The sequence below is a fragment of the Luteibacter sp. 9135 genome (genome assembly GCF_000745005.1).
In the GTDB taxonomy this organism is placed as follows: Bacteria; Pseudomonadota; Gammaproteobacteria; order Xanthomonadales; family Rhodanobacteraceae; genus Luteibacter.
On record NZ_JQNB01000001.1, the window covers coordinates 4,248,868 to 4,267,272 of the forward strand.

The 18,405-nt window shown below is 67.6% G+C and carries 19 protein-coding genes; 6 read left to right on the plus strand and 13 right to left on the minus strand.

From position 1 onward, the window contains the following. Window positions 1-19: 19 nt before the first annotated feature. Window positions 20-1,066 (minus strand): RNA polymerase-binding protein DksA, encoded by a 1,047-nt coding sequence (gene dksA, locus FA89_RS20740; protein WP_240003930.1) that lies wholly within the window; start codon window positions 1,064-1,066, stop codon window positions 20-22. Between the two features lie 115 nt (window positions 1,067-1,181). Here dksA and yidD point away from each other — a divergent pair, with 115 nt between their 5' ends. The 3 genes from yidD to FA89_RS18060 are packed head-to-tail and all read left to right on the plus strand — an operon-like array spanning window position 1,182 to window position 3,563. Further along, on the plus strand, window positions 1,182-1,442 hold the full coding sequence (yidD, locus tag FA89_RS20745) for a membrane protein insertion efficiency factor YidD (protein WP_240003931.1): 261 nt from the start codon (window positions 1,182-1,184) through the stop codon (window positions 1,440-1,442). Further along, the gene (locus FA89_RS18055) at window positions 1,435-2,775 is read left to right on the plus strand and encodes a dihydroorotase (protein WP_036142939.1); all 1,341 of its coding nucleotides are present in this window, start codon (window positions 1,435-1,437) and stop codon (window positions 2,773-2,775) included. Before yidD ends, FA89_RS18055 begins: the two co-directional genes overlap by 8 nt. Further along, entirely contained in the window at window positions 2,772-3,563 is a 792-nt protein-coding gene (locus FA89_RS18060) for a M23 family metallopeptidase (protein ID WP_036142941.1), read from the plus strand. Before FA89_RS18055 ends, FA89_RS18060 begins: the two co-directional genes overlap by 4 nt. Before the next feature lie 95 nt (window positions 3,564-3,658). On the opposite strand, the gene folE2 is transcribed toward FA89_RS18060, so the two are convergent. The 6 genes from folE2 to efp form a co-directional block, all read right to left on the minus strand. Beyond that, a complete protein-coding gene (gene folE2, locus FA89_RS18065; protein ID WP_036142944.1) occupies window positions 3,659-4,582 on the minus strand; it encodes a GTP cyclohydrolase FolE2 in 924 nt (307 codons plus the stop codon). 95 nt (window positions 4,583-4,677) lie between these two features. After that, window positions 4,678-5,514: a squalene/phytoene synthase family protein gene (locus FA89_RS18070; protein WP_036142947.1), complete on the minus strand. Its 837-nt coding sequence runs from the start codon at window positions 5,512-5,514 to the stop codon at window positions 4,678-4,680. Continuing rightward, window positions 5,511-6,191, minus strand: coding sequence for an HAD family hydrolase (locus FA89_RS18075; RefSeq protein WP_036142950.1), 681 nt, complete (start codon window positions 6,189-6,191; stop codon window positions 5,511-5,513). The genes FA89_RS18070 and FA89_RS18075 overlap by 4 nt, the downstream gene beginning before the upstream one ends. Then, window positions 6,188-6,901: a bifunctional 2-polyprenyl-6-hydroxyphenol methylase/3-demethylubiquinol 3-O-methyltransferase UbiG gene (gene ubiG / locus FA89_RS18080; protein ID WP_036142953.1), complete on the minus strand. Its 714-nt coding sequence runs from the start codon at window positions 6,899-6,901 to the stop codon at window positions 6,188-6,190. Before ubiG ends, FA89_RS18075 begins: the two co-directional genes overlap by 4 nt. A gap of 67 nt (window positions 6,902-6,968) precedes the next feature. Continuing rightward, window positions 6,969-8,315: a TRZ/ATZ family hydrolase gene (locus tag FA89_RS18085; protein WP_036142956.1), complete on the minus strand. Its 1,347-nt coding sequence runs from the start codon at window positions 8,313-8,315 to the stop codon at window positions 6,969-6,971. Window positions 8,316-8,411: 96 nt separating this feature from the next. Further along, entirely contained in the window at window positions 8,412-8,990 is a 579-nt protein-coding gene (gene efp, locus FA89_RS18090; RefSeq protein ID WP_036142959.1) for an elongation factor P, read from the minus strand. A gap of 87 nt (window positions 8,991-9,077) precedes the next feature. Here efp and epmB point away from each other — a divergent pair, with 87 nt between their 5' ends. Further along, window positions 9,078-10,103, plus strand: a complete 1,026-nt coding sequence (gene epmB, locus FA89_RS18095) for an EF-P beta-lysylation protein EpmB (RefSeq protein WP_036142962.1) — start codon at window positions 9,078-9,080, stop codon at window positions 10,101-10,103. 490 nt (window positions 10,104-10,593) lie between these two features. Further along, the gene (locus tag FA89_RS18100; RefSeq protein ID WP_240003932.1) at window positions 10,594-12,264 is read left to right on the plus strand and encodes an EAL domain-containing protein; all 1,671 of its coding nucleotides are present in this window, start codon (window positions 10,594-10,596) and stop codon (window positions 12,262-12,264) included. 258 nt (window positions 12,265-12,522) lie between these two features. Here FA89_RS18100 and rplS read toward each other — a convergent pair whose 3' ends face one another. From rplS to ffh, 5 genes are all read right to left on the minus strand, one after another. Further along, a complete protein-coding gene (gene rplS / locus FA89_RS18105) occupies window positions 12,523-12,936 on the minus strand; it encodes a 50S ribosomal protein L19 (RefSeq protein ID WP_036142965.1) in 414 nt (137 codons plus the stop codon). Between the two features lie 10 nt (window positions 12,937-12,946). Beyond that, window positions 12,947-13,729, minus strand: a complete 783-nt coding sequence (trmD, locus tag FA89_RS18110; RefSeq protein WP_036142968.1) for a tRNA (guanosine(37)-N1)-methyltransferase TrmD — start codon at window positions 13,727-13,729, stop codon at window positions 12,947-12,949. 16 nt (window positions 13,730-13,745) lie between these two features. Beyond that, window positions 13,746-14,261 carry a ribosome maturation factor RimM gene (rimM, locus tag FA89_RS18115; protein WP_036142971.1) on the minus strand — a complete coding sequence of 172 codons (516 nt, stop codon included), beginning with the start codon at window positions 14,259-14,261 and terminating at the stop codon, window positions 13,746-13,748. Further along, the gene (gene rpsP / locus FA89_RS18120) at window positions 14,261-14,512 is read right to left on the minus strand and encodes a 30S ribosomal protein S16 (RefSeq protein ID WP_029213716.1); all 252 of its coding nucleotides are present in this window, start codon (window positions 14,510-14,512) and stop codon (window positions 14,261-14,263) included. Before rpsP ends, rimM begins: the two co-directional genes overlap by 1 nt. 107 nt (window positions 14,513-14,619) lie before the next feature. Continuing rightward, complete coding sequence (gene ffh / locus FA89_RS18125; RefSeq protein ID WP_036142976.1) at window positions 14,620-16,011, minus strand: signal recognition particle protein; 1,392 nt, start codon at window positions 16,009-16,011, stop codon at window positions 14,620-14,622. Window positions 16,012-16,141: 130 nt separating this feature from the next. On the opposite strand from ffh, the gene FA89_RS18130 reads away from it, so the two are divergent. Continuing rightward, a complete protein-coding gene (locus FA89_RS18130) occupies window positions 16,142-16,939 on the plus strand; it encodes a cytochrome C assembly family protein (RefSeq protein WP_036142980.1) in 798 nt (265 codons plus the stop codon). A gap of 2 nt (window positions 16,940-16,941) precedes the next feature. Here the strand turns inward: FA89_RS18130 and radA are convergent, their stop codons facing one another. Beyond that, window positions 16,942-18,333, minus strand: a complete 1,392-nt coding sequence (gene radA / locus FA89_RS18135; RefSeq protein WP_036142983.1) for a DNA repair protein RadA — start codon at window positions 18,331-18,333, stop codon at window positions 16,942-16,944. Window positions 18,334-18,405: the final 72 nt, after the last annotated feature.

Genomic DNA, 18,405 nt, shown 5'->3' on the forward strand with positions numbered 1-18,405 from the left:
GAAGCGGAACGGATGACGGTCAGTCGCCCATCTGCTTCTGCAGGTGCTCGCGGCGCTCCTGCGCATCGAGGGTGAGCGTGGCGATCGGGCGGGCGTCGAGACGCTCCACGCCGATTTCCTCGTCGGTCTCTTCGCAGAAGCCGTAACGGCCTTCCTCGATCCGGCGCAGGGCCTTGTCGATCTTGGAGATGAGCTTGCGATAGCGGTCGCGGGTGCGCAGTTCGAGCGAGTTCTCGGTTTCACGCGTAGCGCGCTCGGCCTCGTCGCCCACGTCGCGCACTTCCTCACGGAGGTTGTCCATGGTCTGGCGGGATTCTTCGACCAGCTGGTCGCGCCAGTCCTTCAGCTTGTTACGGAAATAAGCCAGGTGACGAGGATTCATGTACTCCTCGTCCGGGCCGGGCTTGTAGCCCTTGGGCAGGTCGATGAGAGTCGAAGCCGGCAGTGCGTAACGGCCGTCCTCGCGCGTGATGCCATTGTCGGGGGATTGGGGAGCGGTGCTGTTCATGCTGGGGTGCGTGGACTTCTCGTTACTGGATGAGGTGGCGCTGCCGACCGCGGAGGCGGTCCTGCCCTTCACGGGCGTCGGTGCGTCATGGACCGGGGCGGAGGGTTTCGCCACCGGCGGGGAAGCGGGTGCGGGCCCGGCCTTGGCCGGCGCCCTGGATTTCGTCGCGGCCGCCGTGACGGCCGGTTTGGCGGCGGCAGCGGCCGGCTTCGACGGCGCCTTGGCAGCGGCCGGAGCCGACTTGCCGGCGGCGGGCTTGCCGACGGCAGCGTGGGTGGATGCCGCCTTGGTGGCTGCCGCCTTGGCCGGGGCCTTCGCGGTGGCGGCCTTGGCAGGAGCGCCCTTGCTCGCGGCGGCCTTGGCGGTGGGCGCCGCCGGCTTGCCCACGGGCTTCGTGGCCGGCGCGGGCGCAGCCTTCTTCGCCGCGGGCGCGGTCGTCTTCGTTGCGGCCTTGGCCACCGTCTTGCTGGCCGGCGTCCTGGCCGACGTCACATCGCCTGACCCGCCCTTCTTGGCGGCGCCCTTGGCGGCTGCGGAACTGCTAGCGTTTTTCGCCATATCCTTCACCTCGGTGGCCGTGGCGGCGGGGTGTTATAGCCCAGATGCGTTACCCCAGCAACCTCTCTTCTGGGATACTGTGCCCTGGCTTACGCCGGTAGGCACCGGACTGATTGTGACCCGCCTTCTCCTGATACTGCTTTCCTTCTACAAACGGTGGCTCAGTCCCCTCCTCGGGGCCCGATGCCGCTTCCATCCATCCTGTTCCGATTACACCCGCGTCGCCATCGCCCGGTTCGGGCCACTGCGCGGCTCGATCCTGGGACTATGGCGCATCCTGCGCTGCCAGCCGCTGTGTGAAGGCGGCCACGACCCCGTCCCCGAACAATTCGTCCTGCGCCGCTGCGGCGCCCAAGGAGTGCATACCCATGACTGATGCCTGGCTCATCAAGAACGCCGAACTGATCAACGAAGGCCGCCGGTTCAAGGCCGACGTGCGCGTACGTGGCGGAAAAATCGCGACCATTGCGCAGGACTTGGCAACGGAGCGTGACGAACAGGTCATCGACGCCACCGGCCTTTGGCTGCTGCCCGGCATGATCGACGACCAGGTGCACTTCCGCGAGCCGGGGCTCACCCAGAAAGCCGACCTGGCCAGTGAATCGCGCGCCTGTGCCGCCGGCGGCATCACCAGTTTCATGGAAATGCCCAACACCAAGCCGCCCGCGCTGGGTCGCGACTCCCTGGAACACAAATACGACCTGGCCGCCAAATCGTCGGTCGTCAATTACGCCTTCTACATGGGGGCGAGCAACGACAACCTCGAGGCCATCCGCGCACTGGACCCCAAGGCCGCGCCGGGCATCAAGGTGTTCATGGGCGCGTCCACCGGCAACATGCTGGTCGACAACCCGGAAACCCTCGATCACATCTTCCGCGACGCACCCACGCCGATCATCACCCACTGCGAGGACACGCCGATGATCGACGTGAACCTCGCCAAGGCCCATGAGAAGTACGGCGACGACATCCCGATGTGGGAACACCCGCACATCCGTTCGCGCGAGGCGTGCATCAAGTCCACCCGGCTGGCCATCTCGCTCGCGAAGAAGCACAACACCCGCCTGCACGTGCTGCACATCTCCACCGCCGACGAACTGGCCCTGTTCGAGCCCGGTCCGATCGAAGGCAAGCGGATCACCGCGGAAACCTGCGTGCACTTCCTGCATTTCGGCGGCAGGGCCGACTATGAGGCAAAGGGCTCGTTCATCAAGTGCAACCCGGCGATCAAGGACGAGTCCGATCGCGAGGCCATCATCAGGGCGTTGGCCGAAGGCCGCCTGGACGTGCTCGCCACCGACCACGCCCCGCACCTGCTGGAAGAAAAGGAACAGAAGTACGACAAGGCGCCGTCCGGTCTGCCGCTGGTCCAGTTCGCCCTGCAGGCGGCGCTCCAGCGCGTGACCGAAGGCAAACTGACCCTTGAGCGAGTAGTCGAGGCCGTATGCCACGCCCCCGCCAAACTGTTCGACGTGGAGAACCGCGGCTTCCTGCGCGAGGGCTACGCGGCCGACCTGGTCCTTGTCGACCCGAACAAACCGCACACGGTCACCCGCGAGGAAGTCCTCTCCAAGTGCGGCTGGTCGCCGTTCGAAGGCGAAACCTTCTCCAGCAGCATCGTCTCGACCTTCGTCAACGGCCAGCGCGTGTGGAACGGCAAAACCGTCGATGGCACGGTCCGTGGCCAGCGCCTGACCTTCGACCGATGAGAAGGATCGTAAGCACCGCCCTCGCCCTGCTCGCGGTCACGGTGGCATCGGCCGCCGTGACCGACCTGCCCGCCAGCGTGTCGCAGGGCGGCCTGGTGATCGCCCACGCCCCCCCGGGCGCGCGGGTCACCGTCGCCGGCAAACCGGTGCACGTGGGCGACGACGGCGTATTCGTGTTCGGTGCCGGGCGCGACGAGAAAGGCCCGTTGGTCGTGGTCGTGGACGGGACGAAGCGCCAGGTCGATGTCACCCCGCGCGACTGGCCGATCGAGCGCGTGGAGGGCGTGCCGCCGGCCACCGTGAATCCGCCGCCGGAGATCGCCGCACGGATCGAGCGCGAGCAGGCCGAGGTGGTCGCCGCACGCAACCGCGACGATGCCCGCGAGGACTTCACCCACGGCTTCATCTGGCCCGTGAAGGGAAGGATCAGTGGCCGCTTCGGCAACCAGCGTATCTACAACGGCGATCCCAAGGCCCCGCATTCGGGTATGGATATCGCCGTCCCCGAGGGCACGCCGGTGAAGGCACCGGCTGATGGCGTCATCACCTTCGCCAAGCCCGACCTGTACCTCACGGGCGGCACAGTGTTGCTCGACCATGGCTTCGGACTGTCGTCCAACTTCCTGCACCTGTCGCGCATCGACGTGACCGTGGGCGAGCACGTGAAGCAGGGCCAGGTGATCGGCGCGGCCGGCAAGACGGGACGCGCCACCGGGCCGCACGTGCACTGGGGCTTCAACTGGTTCGGCACGCGGCTAGATCCGCTGTTGCTGCCGGGGATTCATTGAGGAGAGGTTGGACCGGCCGAAACATCGTAAATCACGGGGATCGCGCACGTGCGTGCGCTCCTACGGCCGGTCGGCCGCCGTCGCGGGGCGGCGCCTTACCGCGCCTTGCGGGCGAACGCGACGGCGTCGTGGGGGTGCAGGCTTTCGTGGTGGGCAACGCGGATGTGGTAGTCGGCCACGTCGGGGGCGGCTTCCAGGGTCTTCTGGATGCGGCGGGCGGCGTCTTCGCAGAACATCAGGTTCTGTCCGTTGGCCAGGGCGAAGGCCTGTTCGTCGGCGCGCTTGACCGCCGTCTGCACGGGCGTGCCCAGGGCGTTCTCGACCTGGTCGATAAGGCCGATCAGGGGGAACACGCCCTCACCGACGGGGCACAGGCGGAGGGTGGCGGTGCTGCGCTGCGCGTGCGGCGTGGCCAGCACGCCTTTCTCCGTGCCCAGCCAGGCGAGCACGGTGTCGCGGTCCAGCGGCTGGCCGGACGAGAACGCGCTGGCGAAGTTGTCCTGGATCAGCTGGCGGGACAGGGCCGCGGAGGCTGGGCATGTCGAGGAATACACCACGTCCGTGGTGATCTCCAGACGGAACGCACCCTGGCTCAGCGTAGCCTCGACGGTAATCGGATACGCGCGCCAGCCGCTGTTCTCGCTGCGCAGGGCCGGCCGCCGCACCAGGTGCTCGAAGCCGATGGTGATGCGCGCATGGTCCGACAAGCCCTCGTGCGAAGCGAGGAAGGCCTCCAGCAGCGTCCGGACACCGGCGATCGTCAGCGGGCGGGCGCCCAGCGCCTCGGAGACCAGCAGGTACAGCCGCGACATGTGGATGCCACGAGCCTCGGCCTTGACCAGGTTGACGAAGGCGCCCACGCGGGCCCCCGTGGAGCGGACATCACCGTCGCCCGCATCGAACGCCACCGGCATTTCCATGCCATCCATGCCCACCCATTCGAGCGTGCCGAGGGCGAGGGCATGGTCCTGCGACGCGACGTCGGGCAGCAGGCGGGTGGGAGACTCGTGGATGTACATCGTGGATATCCTGGGGGCCGGGGTGTCCGGCCTGACCGTGCCGAAATGGGGGCCCTGCGCTTGGGCTCAATGGTGAGTGCCGGGAAACGGTGTGTTCAGCCCAATCGACCGGCGCGACGTGCGGCCAGCCAGGCGCGGATCGCCGTGGCCGGGCCCGTGCGCGACTGCCGCCGATGCAGCTCGGTGAACGGCTCGGGGGCCCGCGCGGCGCCACGCGCGGTGGCCAGCGCGGTGCGGCCCTCCAGGCCACGGAACGTGCTCAGCGGGGCGTCGAGCGCCAGCGCGGCGCGCAGGCCGGTGGCCAGTTCCTGCAACTGGGCACGAATGGCGTCGCGGCGCGCCGGCGCATCCGTTTTCAGCTGGCCGCGCGACAACCCGTGACGCGCCAGTCGCGACATGGGCAAGGGCAGCCGTTCGCGCTCGGCGTCCAGTTCCAGCCGCGACAGCGCGAAGACCAGGTGCGACAGGGTTGCCACGCGGGTCGCGGCCTCGGCGGACGCCTCGGGGCCGAACCACCATGCGGTTTCGAGCGCGGCCAGGGCGCCGTGCAGCCCGCGTGCCGCCGCGAACTGGGCCGCGAAGTCGGACGAGGTGCCCTGCTCCAGCTGCGCCATGGCGGCCAGCACCGGCGCCAGCCACAGCGCCGCCGGGACCCGGCGCGCCCGCTCGCTGGCGAACAGCTGTTTGGTCAGCGGATGGCGGCCGCCACCGGCCGCTGCGCCGGATAGTTCTTCCGCCCACCATTGCAGCTTGGCGGCGGCCACCTGCGGCTCACGGATACCGTAGGCCGAGGCGATCAGTTCCTGCTCGAAGGCGGCAAGCGCCACATGCTCGTCGCGAACGGCCGGATCGACGAAACCCAGCGCGATCCGCTGCTGCGGCTGCACCGCCAGCCACTTGTCGATGTAGCTCTGGGTTGCGCCGTCGCTCACGCCACCGCCTCCCCTACGCCCAGCAAGGTAGCGAGGTCGCTTACGCGATCGACGACCGTGTCGGCCTCCCAGGTGTCCGGGTCGCCGCCGTCGAGGTAGCCCCAGCGCACGGCGACGGTGTAGCACCCCGCAGCGGCGCCGGCGGCGATATCGCGGCGATCGTCGCCGACGAACACGGCGCGGGACGGCGCGCAGCCGGCCAGGGCGCAGGCGTGCACCACGGGCGCCGGATCGGGCTTCTTCACCGGCAACGTGTCGCCGGAGACCACGACGGCGGGCTTCCAATGCGGCACGGCCTGCGGCAGCAGCGCGTCGGTGAGGAAACCGGGCTTGTTGGTCACCACGCCCCAACGCATGCCGGCGGCCTCGATGCCGGCCAGCAGCGACTCGATGCCCTCGAAGGGCACCGTGTGGCGGGCCAGGCCGCTTTCGTAGATCTCCAGGTAACGAGGGACGAGCGCCAGGATCGCCTCCGCATCGAGTCCCGGCATGGCCGTCGCGATGATCGCGCGCGATCCGCGCGACACCACCGGACGTACCGCGTCGTACGACGGGGGCATGACGCCCTGTTCGGCGCAGAGATCGACCACGGCCGCATGCAGGTCGAGGGCGCTGTCCAGCAGCGTGCCGTCGAGGTCGAAGAACACGCCTTCCGGCTTGAACGACAGCACGCTCACGCGACCTTCCGGGCCGCCAGCACGTAGTTCACCGACGTGTTGGACGACAGCGCGGCATTGCGCGTCAGCGGGTTGTAGGCGAGCCCGCGGAGGTCTTCGATCTCGAGATCGAAACGGCGCAGCATGGCGGCCACTTCCGAGGGCTTGAGGAACTGCGCGTAGTGGTGCGTGCCGCGCGGCAGCAGGCGCATGAGGTATTCCGCACCCACGATGGCCGCACCGAACGCGAGTGGCGTGCGGTTGAGCGTGGAAAGGAACAGCTGGCCACCCGGCTTGAGCATGGCCGACAGGTCGCGGATCAGCACCAGCGGATCGGGTACGTGCTCGATCATTTCCATGCAGCACACCGCATCGAACGACGCGGGCTCGGCAGCGGCCAATGCGTCCGACGACTGCACGCGGTAATCCACCTGCAGGTTGGACTCGAACAGGTGCAGTTTCGCGATCTCGATCAGCTTGGCGCCGAGGTCGATCGCCGTCACCTGCGCGCCGGCACGGGCCAGTGCCTCGCTGAGCAGGCCGCCGCCGCAACCGACATCGACCACCCTGGCGCCACGCAGGTTGGCGCGCGCGCCCACGTAGGCGGCGCGCACGGGGTTCAGGTCGTGCAGCGGACGCGATTCACCGTCCGGGTCCCACCAGCGTGCGGCGAGCTTTTCGAAGCGGGCGATCTCGTCCGGGCTGACGTTCGATGGGTTCTGGGTTTGCATGGTTCAGGCCTCCGGGGCGCTGCGGGCGCGCCACGCTTGGGCGGCAGGAAAATGACGAGGATTCGGGTCACGCATCGGTGGCATCGTCGCCGGCGGCGATGCGCTGGCGCCAGCCGCGTGCCTTCTCGCGGATGCCGGCGACATCGACGTCGACCAGCTCGCCGCCGGACAGCTTGCGCTGGCCGTCGATCCACACGTCGCTGACCTGGTGCCGACCGGCGGCATACACCAGCTGCGACGCGACGTGGTACAGCGGCTGGGTTTCGAGCGCGTCCAGGCGTACGGCGGCGAAGTCGGCGCGCTTGCCCGGCTCGATGGAACCGACGCGATCACCCAGGCCGATGGCCTTCGCACCGTTGAGCGTGGCGGCACGCAGCGCATAAGCCGCGTCGAACGCGGCGGCATCCTGCGCCACGGCCTTCGCCAGCAGGGCGGCCGTGCGCATCTCGCTGAACATGTCCAGGTCGTTGTTGGAGGCGCAACCGTCGGTGCCGATGCAGACATTGACGCCCGCGGCGCGCAGCTTCTCGGCGGGACAGAAACCGGAAGCCAGCTTGAGGTTGGACTCCGGGCAATGCGCCACCGACACGCCGGCGGCGGCACAGGCGGCGATTTCGCCATCGGTCAGCTGGGTCATGTGCACGGCGAGCAGGCGCTCGTTGACGATGCCGAGCTTCTGCAGGCGCGCGAACGGACGCATGCCGTCCTTCGCCACGGCCTCTTCCACTTCCTGCGCAGTCTCGTGGGTATGCAGGTGCACGGGAATGTCGAGCTGATCGGAGAGTACGCGGATGCGCTCGAAGTTCTCGTCGGACACGGTATACGGGGCGTGCGGCACGAACGCCGTGGTCAGCAGCGGCTCGCCCTGGAGCGATTCGTGCACTTCCAGCGCGCGGCTGAAGTATTCGTCGGAGGTCTTCGCCCAGGGCGTGGGGAAGTCGATCACCGGCAGGCCGATCACGGCGCGAAAGCCCATCTTGCGATAGGTGGCCGCGATGACATCGGGGAAGAAGTAGTTCTCGTTGGCGCAGGTGGTACCGCCACGGATCATCTCCGCCACCGCCAGTTCCACGCCGTCGCGGATGAAGTCGTGGCCCATCACGCGGGCTTCGGCCGGCCAGATGTGCTCCTGCAGCCAGGTCATCAGCGGCAGGTCGTCCGCCAGACCCCGCAGCAACGTCATGGGGTTGTGCGTGTGGGCATTGATCAGCCCGGGGATCAGCGCGTGCTCGTCGAGGATCACGCGCTCCTTCGGCGCGTAGGCAGCGCGTGCCTGGTCCGCCGGCAGGATGGCGAGGATCTCGCCGCCGTGCACGGCCACCGCGTGGTCGTCCAGGACCACCGCGTGGGGCTCGACGGGCACGACCCAGCGCGCCTCGATCAGCAGGTCGATCTCAATGGGGCTGTTGCTCATGCGGGGGCCTCGATGGGGAAACGGGAGCCTCGAAACAAAAGCGGCACGGTGCCCTGGAGGCCACCGTGCCGATCGGCCGAACGGGGATGGACGGCCTTACTTGACGCGGCTGTCGTACTCGCCGGTGCGGGTATCGACCTTGATGACTTCGTCCTGGTTGACGAACAGGGGCACGCGGACCACGGCGCCGGTTTCCAGCGTGGCCGGCTTGCCGCCGCCGCCCGAGGTGTCGCCACGGACGCCGGGGTCGGTCTCGACGATCTTCAGTTCGACGAACTTCGGCGCCTGCACGGCGATGATGTTGCCGTTGAAGAGGGTGATGACGCATTCCTCGTCACCCTTGAGCCACTTCCAGGCGTCGCCCATGGCAGCCAGGCTGGCACGGTGCTGGTCGTAGGTTTCGCTCTGCATGAAGATCCACTCGCGGTCGTTGCCGGTGCCCTCGACGTACGAGAAGCTGGCATCGGTATCGACGGCATCGGCCTCTTCGTAGGAATCGCTGGACTTCAGCGTCTGCTCGGTGGTGCGGCCGTCCTTGAGGTTGCGGATGCGGATACGGGTGAAGGCCTGGCCCTTGCCAGGCTTGACGAAGTCCGCTTCGGTGATGATCCAGGGATCGCCGTTGTGGATGATCTTCTTGCCCGTTTTGACGTCGTTGAGGCCAAGCATGCCCATCTGTATCTGCTCCGGAGTGATATCCGCCCCGCTGGGCGGTTAAAATGGGGTCTGTGATGGGCTGCAAGGCCCGACCCAAGGTCCGCAATGATAACCGCAAGCCCCATGTCACGCCTATCGCCGCCCGCCAGGGCTTGGCGCGAGCTATGGCGCGAAGCCATCACCGACGCGGGCGAACTCCTCGGCGCGGTGGGGCTCGCCGGCCGGCCGGACCTCCTGCCGCCCGACGATGCGGGCTTTCCCCTGCGCGTGCCCCGCGGCTTCGTGGCCCGCATGCGTCCCGGCGATCCTAACGACCCCCTGCTGCTGCAGGTGCTGCCCCGCCGCGCCGAGCACGACACCGCCGAGGGTTTCACCGTCGACGCCGTGGGCGACATGGCGGCGAAGGCTGGGCAGGGCCTCCTGCACAAGTACGATGGCCGGGCGCTGCTCATCGCCAGTGGCAGCTGCGCGGTCAACTGCCGCTACTGCTTCCGCCGCCACTTTCCCTATGGCGAGGAAATCGCCGCCGCCGCGCAGTGGCGCGACGCCCTGGCCCATGTCCGGGCGGATAGTTCCATCCGTGAAATCATCCTGTCCGGAGGCGATCCGCTGGCGCTGGCCACGCACAAGCTCGCGGAGCTGACCCGGGGCCTGGCCGCCCTGCCCCACGTCATACGGCTGCGCATCCACACCCGCCTGCCCGTCGTGCTGCCCGAGCGGGTGGACGCCGAGTTCACCGACTGGCTGGGGGCCCTGCCCCTGCAGAAGGTGGTGGTGCTGCACGCCAACCACGCCAACGAGTTCGACGACACGGTGGATGCCGCGTGCGGGCGCCTGCGCGACGCCGGGGCCACCCTGCTCAACCAGTCCGTGCTGCTGCGCGGCGTGAACGACAACGCCGACGCGCTGGCCAGCCTGAGCGAGCGCTCGTTCGCGGCCGGGGTGCTGCCCTATTACCTGCACCAGCTCGACAAGGTGGCGGGCGCCACCCACTTCGAGGTGGACGACGCGCACGCCCTGCGCCTCATCGACAGCCTGCGCAGGCGACTGCCGGGCTACCTCGTTCCGAAACTGGTGCGTGAACTGCCGGGCGATCCCGCCAAGCGCCCTATTGCCGATTTCGCGCGCTAGTATGTCCCTTGCCCGGCCCTGAAAAGCCGGGCCGCGACACGGGGGGGAGCGGGCCGGGGCACGGGCTCGTCGGGTAGGCCAGCGGCAACCGGAACGGCATGAAACAAGACAACGTCATCAGGATCCTCTTCATCGAAGACTCGGTGGAAGACGCCGAGCTTTTGATCAACGTGCTGCGCAATGGCGGCGTGGCGGTCAGGCCGGCCCGGGCGACGGACGCCGAGGGCATCCAGGCGTCCCTCGACGAGCTGGTCCCCGATCTGGTGCTGATGAATCCCGACGTCGCCGGCGTCGAGCCCACGGCGGTCATGCGCCAGTTGAATGCCAGCGGCCGCGACCTCGCCCTGATCGCCATCGTGGACACCCTGCGCGACGACGCCGTGGCCGAGCTTATCGCCGCCGGCTGCCGGGGCGTGGCCCCCGCGGGCGCCCGGACCAGATCCTGGCCATCACCGAGCGCGAGTTCGAATCCCTCTCCACGCGCCGCCAGGTGCGCCGCCTGGAAACCTCCCTGCGCGAGACGGAGCGCCGCTGCGACTCGCTGCTGGATTCCTCGCGCGACGCCATCGCCTATGTGCACGAGGGCATGCATGTCCGTGTCAACCAGGCCTACCTGGAAGCCTTCGGCTTTGCCGAGCTGGACGACATCCTCGGCCTGCCCATCCTCGACCTGATCGCCGGCACCCACGCCGACGCCTTCAAGGCCACGCTGCGCAGCCTGTCCAAGGGGGACAAGTCGCCACCCCCGGTCGAACTGCTGGCCCGCCGCGACGACGGCAGCACATTCACCTCCCTGGTCGAGTTCGCCCACGCCACGTTCGAAGGCGAGACCTGCCTGCAGATCGTCTTCCGCCAGCAGGTCGTCGATGCCGCGCTGGTCGCGCAGTTGCAGCGCGACCCGGTCACCGGCCTGTTCAACCGGGCGCGCACGCTGGAGCACGTCGACGAGGCCGTGGCCGCCGCCGCGGCCGGTCGCGAGGGCCAGGCCGTACTGCTGATCGAGCCCGACAACTGGAAAGACATCGTCACCAGCGCCGGCATCGGCAACGCCGACCCGCTGCTGGCAGCCATCGCCGCGCGTATCGCCGAGTCCATCGACGAGGACGACGTGGCCGGCGTGCTCGGCGACCACACGCTGGGCCTCGTGCTGTCCCCGCGCGGCGACCTGGAACACGCCGCGCTGACCGAGCGGCTGCGCACCGCCATTTCCGAACATATCTTCGACGCCGGCTCGCGCTCGCTGACCGTTACGATCACCATCGGCGGCACCCTGCTGGCCGAGAAGAACGCCAACAGCGACACGGTGCTGCACCAGGCCAGCGCGGCACTGCGCAACGCCCAGAACCAGGGCGGCAACCGCGTCGAGTTGCACGACCCGAGCGCTCGCGAAAAAGCGGACGCGGAGCGCGAGCAATACTGGCTCGACCTCGTGCGCGACGCGTTGTCCACGGATGGCCTTCGCCTCTACCACCAGCAGATCATCAGCCTGCAGGATGCCGCGGGCGAGTTCTACGAGATCCTGGTCCGCATGCGCGGGCCCAAGGGCGACGTGCTGCCCTCCTATTTCTTCGCGGTAGCCGAGCGCAACGGCCTGCTACCGGCGATCGACCGCTGGGTGCTCGGCCACGCCATCGACGCGCTGGTGCACCGCGAGAACGACGGCATGACCACCACGTATTTCGTGAAGGTGACCCAGCAGTCGCTGGAAGACCGTGACCTGCTGCCCTGGCTTTGCCGTCGCCTGGAAGCCGCCCAGCTGCGACGGAGCACCCTGGTCATCGAGATGCCGGAATCGAAGGTGCTGACCAGCCTGCGTCCCACGCAGGAGTTCGTGTCGGGATGGCGCAAGGCCGGCGGCAAGTTCGGCATCGAGCAGTTCGGCTCAGGCCTCAATTCGTTCCAGATCCTCAGCCACATCGAAGCCGATTACCTGAAGATCGACCGCAACTTCATGACCGACCTTCCGCAGCATCCGGAAAACCAGAAAAAAATCGCCGAGATATGCAAGGAAGGCCACGCCTCGGGCAAGCAGACGATTGCCGAATGGGTGGAAGACGCCGTCAGCACGTCGCTGTTGTTCGCCTGCGGCGTCGACTTCGTGCAGGGCAACTTCCTGCAGGAACCGGCCAAGGTGCTGGCCGAGGAATACATGCCGGTGTAATGCGCGCGGCACGCACGCCGTACGCACGTCGCACGCACGCGGCATAAATGCACACACGGCATGCGTAGGAGCGCACGATGTGCGCGACATGTTTTGTGGCCGTGACATGAAGCTGGCGCGCCAGCACGATGGTTTCCGCGAAAAGATGTCGCGCACAGCGTGCGCTCCTACACCAGACACGTAGGGCACGGCGCAACCGGCCAAAGCAAAAAGCCCGCGATCGCTCGCGGGCTTTTTGTTGCGCCTTGCGGCAGCCGATTACTCGGCGGCAGCAGCGGCGGCGGATGCTGCGGCGGCCTTCTTGGCGACCTTGGCAGCGGCGGCGGCGGCGATGTCTTCCTTGATGCGGGCAGCCTTGCCTTCCAGACCGCGCAGGTAGTACAGCTTGGCGCCGCGGACCTTGCCCTTACGCTTGACTTCGACCGAGTCGATGGCGCGGCTGTGCGACTGGAACACGCGCTCGACGCCGGTGCCGTGCGAAATCTTGCGCACGGTGAAAGCGGAGTGCAGGCCGCGGCTGCGCTTGGCGATGACGATACCTTCGAACGCCTGGACGCGCTCGCGGTTACCTTCCTTCACCTTGACGTTGACGATCACGGTGTCGCCAGGACCGAAATCCGGCAGCTGGCGGGTGATCTGCTCGGCTTCGAACTGTTGGAGGAGTTTGTTCATGGCACACCTGTCAATTTTTATTACGGCGGTCGTTTCCGGCCGCACCGTTTGGCCGTGCGTATTCACGGCGGAATTCATCCAGCAATGTCCTCGATTCATCATCGAGCGCACGCTGCGTTAGCAGATCCGGCCGGCGCAGCCAGGTACGACCCAGCGACTGTTTCCGACGCCAGCGGCGAATAGCCGCGTGATCGCCGGAAAGCAGCACCTCCGGCACGCCGCCCCAGGCATCGTGATGCTCGGGACGGGTGTAATGCGGGCAATCCAGCAGGCCATCCGAGAAGGAGTCCTGCTGGGCGGATTGCGCGTCGTTCAACGCGCCCTCCTGAAGACGACCCACCGCATCGATGACAACTGCTGCGGCAAGCTCCCCACCGGACAGCACATAATCGCCGATCGAGAGCTCCTCGTCGACCTCGTGCTCCAGCAGGCGTTCGTCCACGCCCTCGTAACGTCCGCAGACCAGGGCGATTCGCGGCAGTCTCGCCAGCGCTTCGGTCCTCTTCTGCGTCAGCCGCGCACCTTGCGGGCTGAGGTAGATCACATGCACCGGCTCCGGTGCGGCCTGGCGAACCGCGGCAAGCGCCGCCCGCAAGGGATCGATCAACATGACCATGCCCGGTCCACCGCCAAAAGGGCGACCGTCCACGGTGCGATGCCTGTCAGGGGCGAAATCGCGGGGGTTCCAGGTTTCCACCTGTAACAACTCGCGCTGTTGCGCCCTGCCGACCACCCCGACCGCCGCCGACTGGCGGATGAAGTCGGGAAACAACGAGACCACATCGATGCGCATGACCTGGTGTCGCTGCCTAGAACTCGGGGTCCCAGTCCACCACGATGCGCCCCGCGTCGAAATCGACGGAATGCACGTAGGGGCCCTGGACGAATGGAATCAACCGCTCCCTCTCGCCATCCTTCACCACCATGACATCGTTGGCACCGGTGGCGAATAGATGGTTGACCCGACCCAGCATGACGTTTTCCGTGGTAACGACCTCGAGGCCTTCGAGATCGGTCCAGTAGAACTCGCCAGGAGCGGGAGGCGGCAGCGCATCGCGGGAGACCGTGATCTCACACCCGATGAGCGCTGTCGCCTGGTCGCGATCCTCGATACCCGGCAGGGTGGCCACGAGGCCTTTGCCCTGCGCGCGCCCGCGGATTCCGTCGATCTCCTTTTCCACGCCCGGCGCGGTCAGCAGCCATGGCTGGTAACGGAAGATCTGGATGCGGGGGTCGGTCCAGCTTTCGAGCTTGACCTGCCCCTGCACGCCGTAGAGCCCGACAATGCGCCCGAGACGGACGCGCTTACCGGACTCCAGCGACATCAGGCAGCCAGCTTGCCGGCTTCCTTCACGAGCGCACGGACCTTGTCGGTCAGCTGTGCACCCTTGGCCACCCAGGCCTGGACCTTGGCCACATCGAGCTCGAGGCGCTTGTCGGCGCCCGAAGCGACCGGGTTGTAATAGCCGACACGCTCGATGTTGCGACCGTCGCGCGGGCTGCGCTGGTCGGTCACGACGACGTGATAAAACGGACGGCCCTTGGCGCCACCGCGCGAAAGACGAATCTTAACCATATTACGAGCTCCAGAGTGCCGTATGCCGGCAAAGCGCGCGCGAGAAGCGGGCGCGGTAAACCCGGCATTTTAACGAAAGTTACGAAAAAGGGAAGGGCTTTGCGCGATCAGCGCATCGGCGGCATGCCGCCGCCCATGCCACCCATACCGCCCATGCCCTTCATGGCGCCGCGCATCTGGCGCATGAGGCCCTTGCTGCCGCCTTTGGACAGCTTGGACATCATCTTCTCCATCTGCATGAACTGCTTCAGCAGGCGGTTGACGTCGGCCGGCTGCGTGCCGGAACCACGCGCCACGCGCGCCTTGCGCGATCCGTTGAGCAGATCGGGGTGGCGGCGTTCTTTCTTGGTCATGGAGCCGATGATGGCCACCATGCGCTTGAGTTCGTTGTCGTTGACCTTGGACTTGACGCTGTCGGGCAGGTTGCCCATGCCCGGCAGCTTGTCCATCAGGCCGGCCAGGCCGCCCATATTGGACATCTGTTCCAGTTGGTCGCGCATATCGTTCAGGTCGAAGCGCTTGCCCTTCATGACCTTCTCGGCCAGCTTCTGGGCTTTCTGCTGGTCGACCTTGCGCTCGACTTCCTCGACCAGCGACAGCACGTCGCCCATGCCGAGGATGCGCTGGGCCAGACGATCCGGATGGAACGGCTCCAGTGCGTCGGACTTCTCACCCGCACCCAGGAACTTGATCGGCCGACCGGTGATGTAGCGCACGGACAGGGCAGCACCGCCGCGGGCGTCGCCGTCCGTCTTGGTCAGCACCACGCCGGTGAGCGGAAGCGCATCGGCGAAGGCCTTGGCCACGTTGGCCGCATCCTGGCCGGTCATGGAATCGACGACGAACAGGGTTTCGATCGGATCGAGGGCGCTGTGCAGCGCCTTGATCTCGTCCATCATGGCTTCGTCGATATGCAGGCGACCTGCGGTATCGACGAGCAGCACGTCCATGACCTCGCGCCGGGCGGCGGCCACGGCGGCACGGGCGATGTCGACGGGGTTCTGCCCGGCTTCCGACGGGAAGAAGGTGACCTCGACCTGCTCGGCCAGCGTGCGCAACTGCTCGATGGCGGCGGGGCGGTAGACGTCGCAGCTGACCACCATGACGCGCTTTTTCTTGCGCTCGCGCAGGAACCGCGCCAGCTTGCCGACGGTGGTGGTCTTGCCCGCGCCCTGCAGGCCGGCCATGAGCACGACCGCCGGCGGGGTAGCCGCCAGGTTCAGCTCGGTATTGGCCTGGCCCATGACGGCGGTGAGCTCGTCGCTGACCACCTTGACCAGCGCCTGGCCCGGCGACAGGCTTTTGAGGACTTCCTGGCCGACCGCGCGCACCTTGACGCGTTCGATCAGGGCCTTGACCACCGGCAGCGCCACGTCGGCCTCGAGCAGCGCGATGCGCACCTCGCGCAACGTCTCGCGAATGTTTTCCTCGGTCAGCCGGCCGCGACCACGCAGGCGATTGACGGTATCGGAGAGGCGATTGCTGAGCGATTCGAACATGGCGAGTTCGTGTCTGGGCTGCTGTAAACGACGGATTATAGCCCACTATCGCTGCCGGACGCTCCGCGATGCCGCAAATGACAGCGTGTCGCATTCACGGCGCAAAGCGGCTATGCCACACTGCGTCGCCATGATCGTCACCACTTTCTCGCTGGTCGCCGTCGTCCTCTACCTGTCCGCCGCCGGTGCGCTCGCGCGGCCGCTGGTGACGGGCGGGCAGCCCCTTGCGCGCCTGGGGGCATCGCTGGCCGCCGTGGCTGCACTGGCCCATGGCGCAGTCCTGCTCAGCGCCCATCGCGGCACGCTGGACCTGCATTTCTTTGCCGCCCTGTCGCTGGTGGCCTGGATTGCCTCCGTGCTGACCTTGCTGGTCAACCTGTCACGGCCCGTCGCGGGACTGGGCATCATCGTCTTCCCGCTGGCGGCGATCTTCGTGGCCGTGGACGCGTTCCTCGCGCCGAAGACCGCACCGGACAGCATGACCTGGCAGATCGAGCTGCACGTGACCATCGCCGTGCTGGCGTTCGGGCTGCTTTCGATCGCCGCCGCGCTGGCCATCCTGCTGGCGATCCAGGAACGGGCCCTGCGCCGCAGCCGGTTCGGGCACTGGCTGCGTGCCCTGCCCCCGCTCACCCTCACCGAGGTCCTGCTGTTCCGGTTGATCGCCGCGGGCTTCGTGCTGCTGACGCTCACCCTGGTGACCGGCGCGCTGTTCGTCGGCGACCTGTTTGGCCAGCACCTGGTCCACAAGACGGTGCTGTCGATCGTCGCCTGGGTGGTGTTCGGCGTGTTGTTGTGGGGACGCTGGCGCCACGGGTGGCGGGGTATCCGCGCCGTCTACCTGACGCTGGCGGGCATGGGCATCCTGCTGCTGGCGTTCTTCGGGACCAAGGCGGTCCTGGAGCTGGTGCTGCACCGGGTGGCGTGAGCTCAGTCGCGGCTGGCGTCCAGCGCCTGCGAAAGCCGCTCCACACCGATCACCTCCATCTCACCGACACGGCCGCGCTTGGGCGCATTGGCCGCGGGGACGACCGCGCGGCGGAAACCGTGGGTGGCCGCCTCCTTCAGGCGCTCCTCGCCATTGGGCACGGGGCGGATCTCGCCGGATAGCCCCACTTCGCCAAAGGCGATGGTTTTTTCGGGCAGCGGACGATCACGCAGGCTGGACAGCACGGCCATGATCACCGGTACGTCGGACGCCGTTTCCTGCACACGGATACCACCGACCACGTTGACGAAGACGTCCTGGTCGTAGGCGGCCACGCCGCCGTGGCGATGCAGCACGGCCAGCAGCATGGCCAGCCGGTTCTGCTCCAGGCCCAGCACCACGCGGCGGGGATTGCCCAGCGACGATTGGTCGACCAGCGCCTGCACCTCGACCAGCAACGGACGCGTGCCCTCACGGGTGACCATGACCGCACTGCCCGGCGTGGGCCCGGCGTGCGAGGACAGGAAGATGGCCGAGGGGTTGGCGACTTCCCGCAGGCCTTTCTCGGACATGGCGAACACGCCCAGTTCGTTGACCGCGCCGAAGCGGTTCTTGAAGGCGCGCAGCACACGGAAGCGGCTGCCGGACTCGCCCTCGAAGTAGAGCACCGCATCGACCATGTGCTCGAGCACGCGCGGGCCGGCGATACCACCCTCCTTCGTCACGTGGCCGACCAGGAACACCGAGGTACCGGTTTCCTTGGCGAAGCGGGTGAGCTTGGCGGCGGACTCGCGTACCTGGCTCACCGAACCCGGTGCCGCCGTGAGCATTTCCGTCCAGATGGTCTGGATCGAGTCGATGACCAGGACGCGCGGACGCGCCGTCGCCACCTGCTCGAGTATCCGTTCGATGCAGGTTTCCGCCAGCGCGTGCAGCGGCGCCAGCGGAAGGTCGAGGCGCTGCGCGCGGCCGGCCACCTGGCTGAGCGATTCCTCGCCGGTGACGTAAAGGCTGGGCAGCACCGCGCCCAGGGTGCCGAGCATCTGCAGCAGCAGCGTGGACTTGCCGATACCCGGATCGCCACCGATCAGCACGACGGAGCCGTCGACCAGGCCACCGCCGAGGACGCGGTCGAGCTCACCGATGCCCGTGTGGGTGCGCGCCTCGGCGGTCAGCAGTACCTCGGCGAGCGCCGTAATGCGAGGCGCGCCGGCCGCGTCGCCCGCATAGCCGCCGCGGCGTGCACCGGGCGACGATACGGCAGCGGGCTTGGCCGGCTGCACGACAAACTCGGTCAGCACGTTCCACTCGTTGCATTCGGCACACTGCCCTTGCCACTTGCTGTGCTCGGCGCCGCACTGGGTGCATACGTAGGCGGTCTTGGCCTTGGCCATGGTCGGGGGCATTCCGTAAAAGGTAGGGAGCTGTATCGCACAGACGCGTCGCAGGGATCGATACGCCGACGC

Bases quoted from the DNA above. Each gene is read 5' to 3' on its own strand.
- ubiG (WP_036142953.1), bottom strand. From the start codon at position 6,901: ATGCAAACCCAGAACCCATCGAACGTCAGCCCGGACGAGATCGCCCGC.
- FA89_RS18130 (WP_036142980.1), top strand. From the start codon at position 16,142: ATGATCGTCACCACTTTCTCGCTGGTCGCCGTCGTCCTCTACCTGTCC.
- FA89_RS18055 (WP_036142939.1), top strand. From the start codon at position 1,435: ATGACTGATGCCTGGCTCATCAAGAACGCCGAACTGATCAACGAAGGC.
- rplS (WP_036142965.1), bottom strand. From the start codon at position 12,936: ATGAACAAACTCCTCCAACAGTTCGAAGCCGAGCAGATCACCCGCCAG.
- efp (WP_036142959.1), bottom strand. From the start codon at position 8,990: ATGGGCATGCTTGGCCTCAACGACGTCAAAACGGGCAAGAAGATCATC.
- dksA (WP_240003930.1), bottom strand. From the start codon at position 1,066: ATGGCGAAAAACGCTAGCAGTTCCGCAGCCGCCAAGGGCGCCGCCAAG.
- trmD (WP_036142968.1), bottom strand. From the start codon at position 13,729: ATGCGCATCGATGTGGTCTCGTTGTTTCCCGACTTCATCCGCCAGTCG.
- ffh (WP_036142976.1), bottom strand. From the start codon at position 16,011: ATGTTCGAATCGCTCAGCAATCGCCTCTCCGATACCGTCAATCGCCTG.
- FA89_RS18060 (WP_036142941.1), top strand. From the start codon at position 2,772: ATGAGAAGGATCGTAAGCACCGCCCTCGCCCTGCTCGCGGTCACGGTG.
- rimM (WP_036142971.1), bottom strand. From the start codon at position 14,261: ATGTCGCTGGAGTCCGGTAAGCGCGTCCGTCTCGGGCGCATTGTCGGG.
- folE2 (WP_036142944.1), bottom strand. From the start codon at position 4,582: ATGTACATCCACGAGTCTCCCACCCGCCTGCTGCCCGACGTCGCGTCG.
- epmB (WP_036142962.1), top strand. From the start codon at position 9,078: ATGATAACCGCAAGCCCCATGTCACGCCTATCGCCGCCCGCCAGGGCT.
- rpsP (WP_029213716.1), bottom strand. From the start codon at position 14,512: ATGGTTAAGATTCGTCTTTCGCGCGGTGGCGCCAAGGGCCGTCCGTTT.
- radA (WP_036142983.1), bottom strand. From the start codon at position 18,333: ATGGCCAAGGCCAAGACCGCCTACGTATGCACCCAGTGCGGCGCCGAG.
- FA89_RS18085 (WP_036142956.1), bottom strand. From the start codon at position 8,315: ATGAGCAACAGCCCCATTGAGATCGACCTGCTGATCGAGGCGCGCTGG.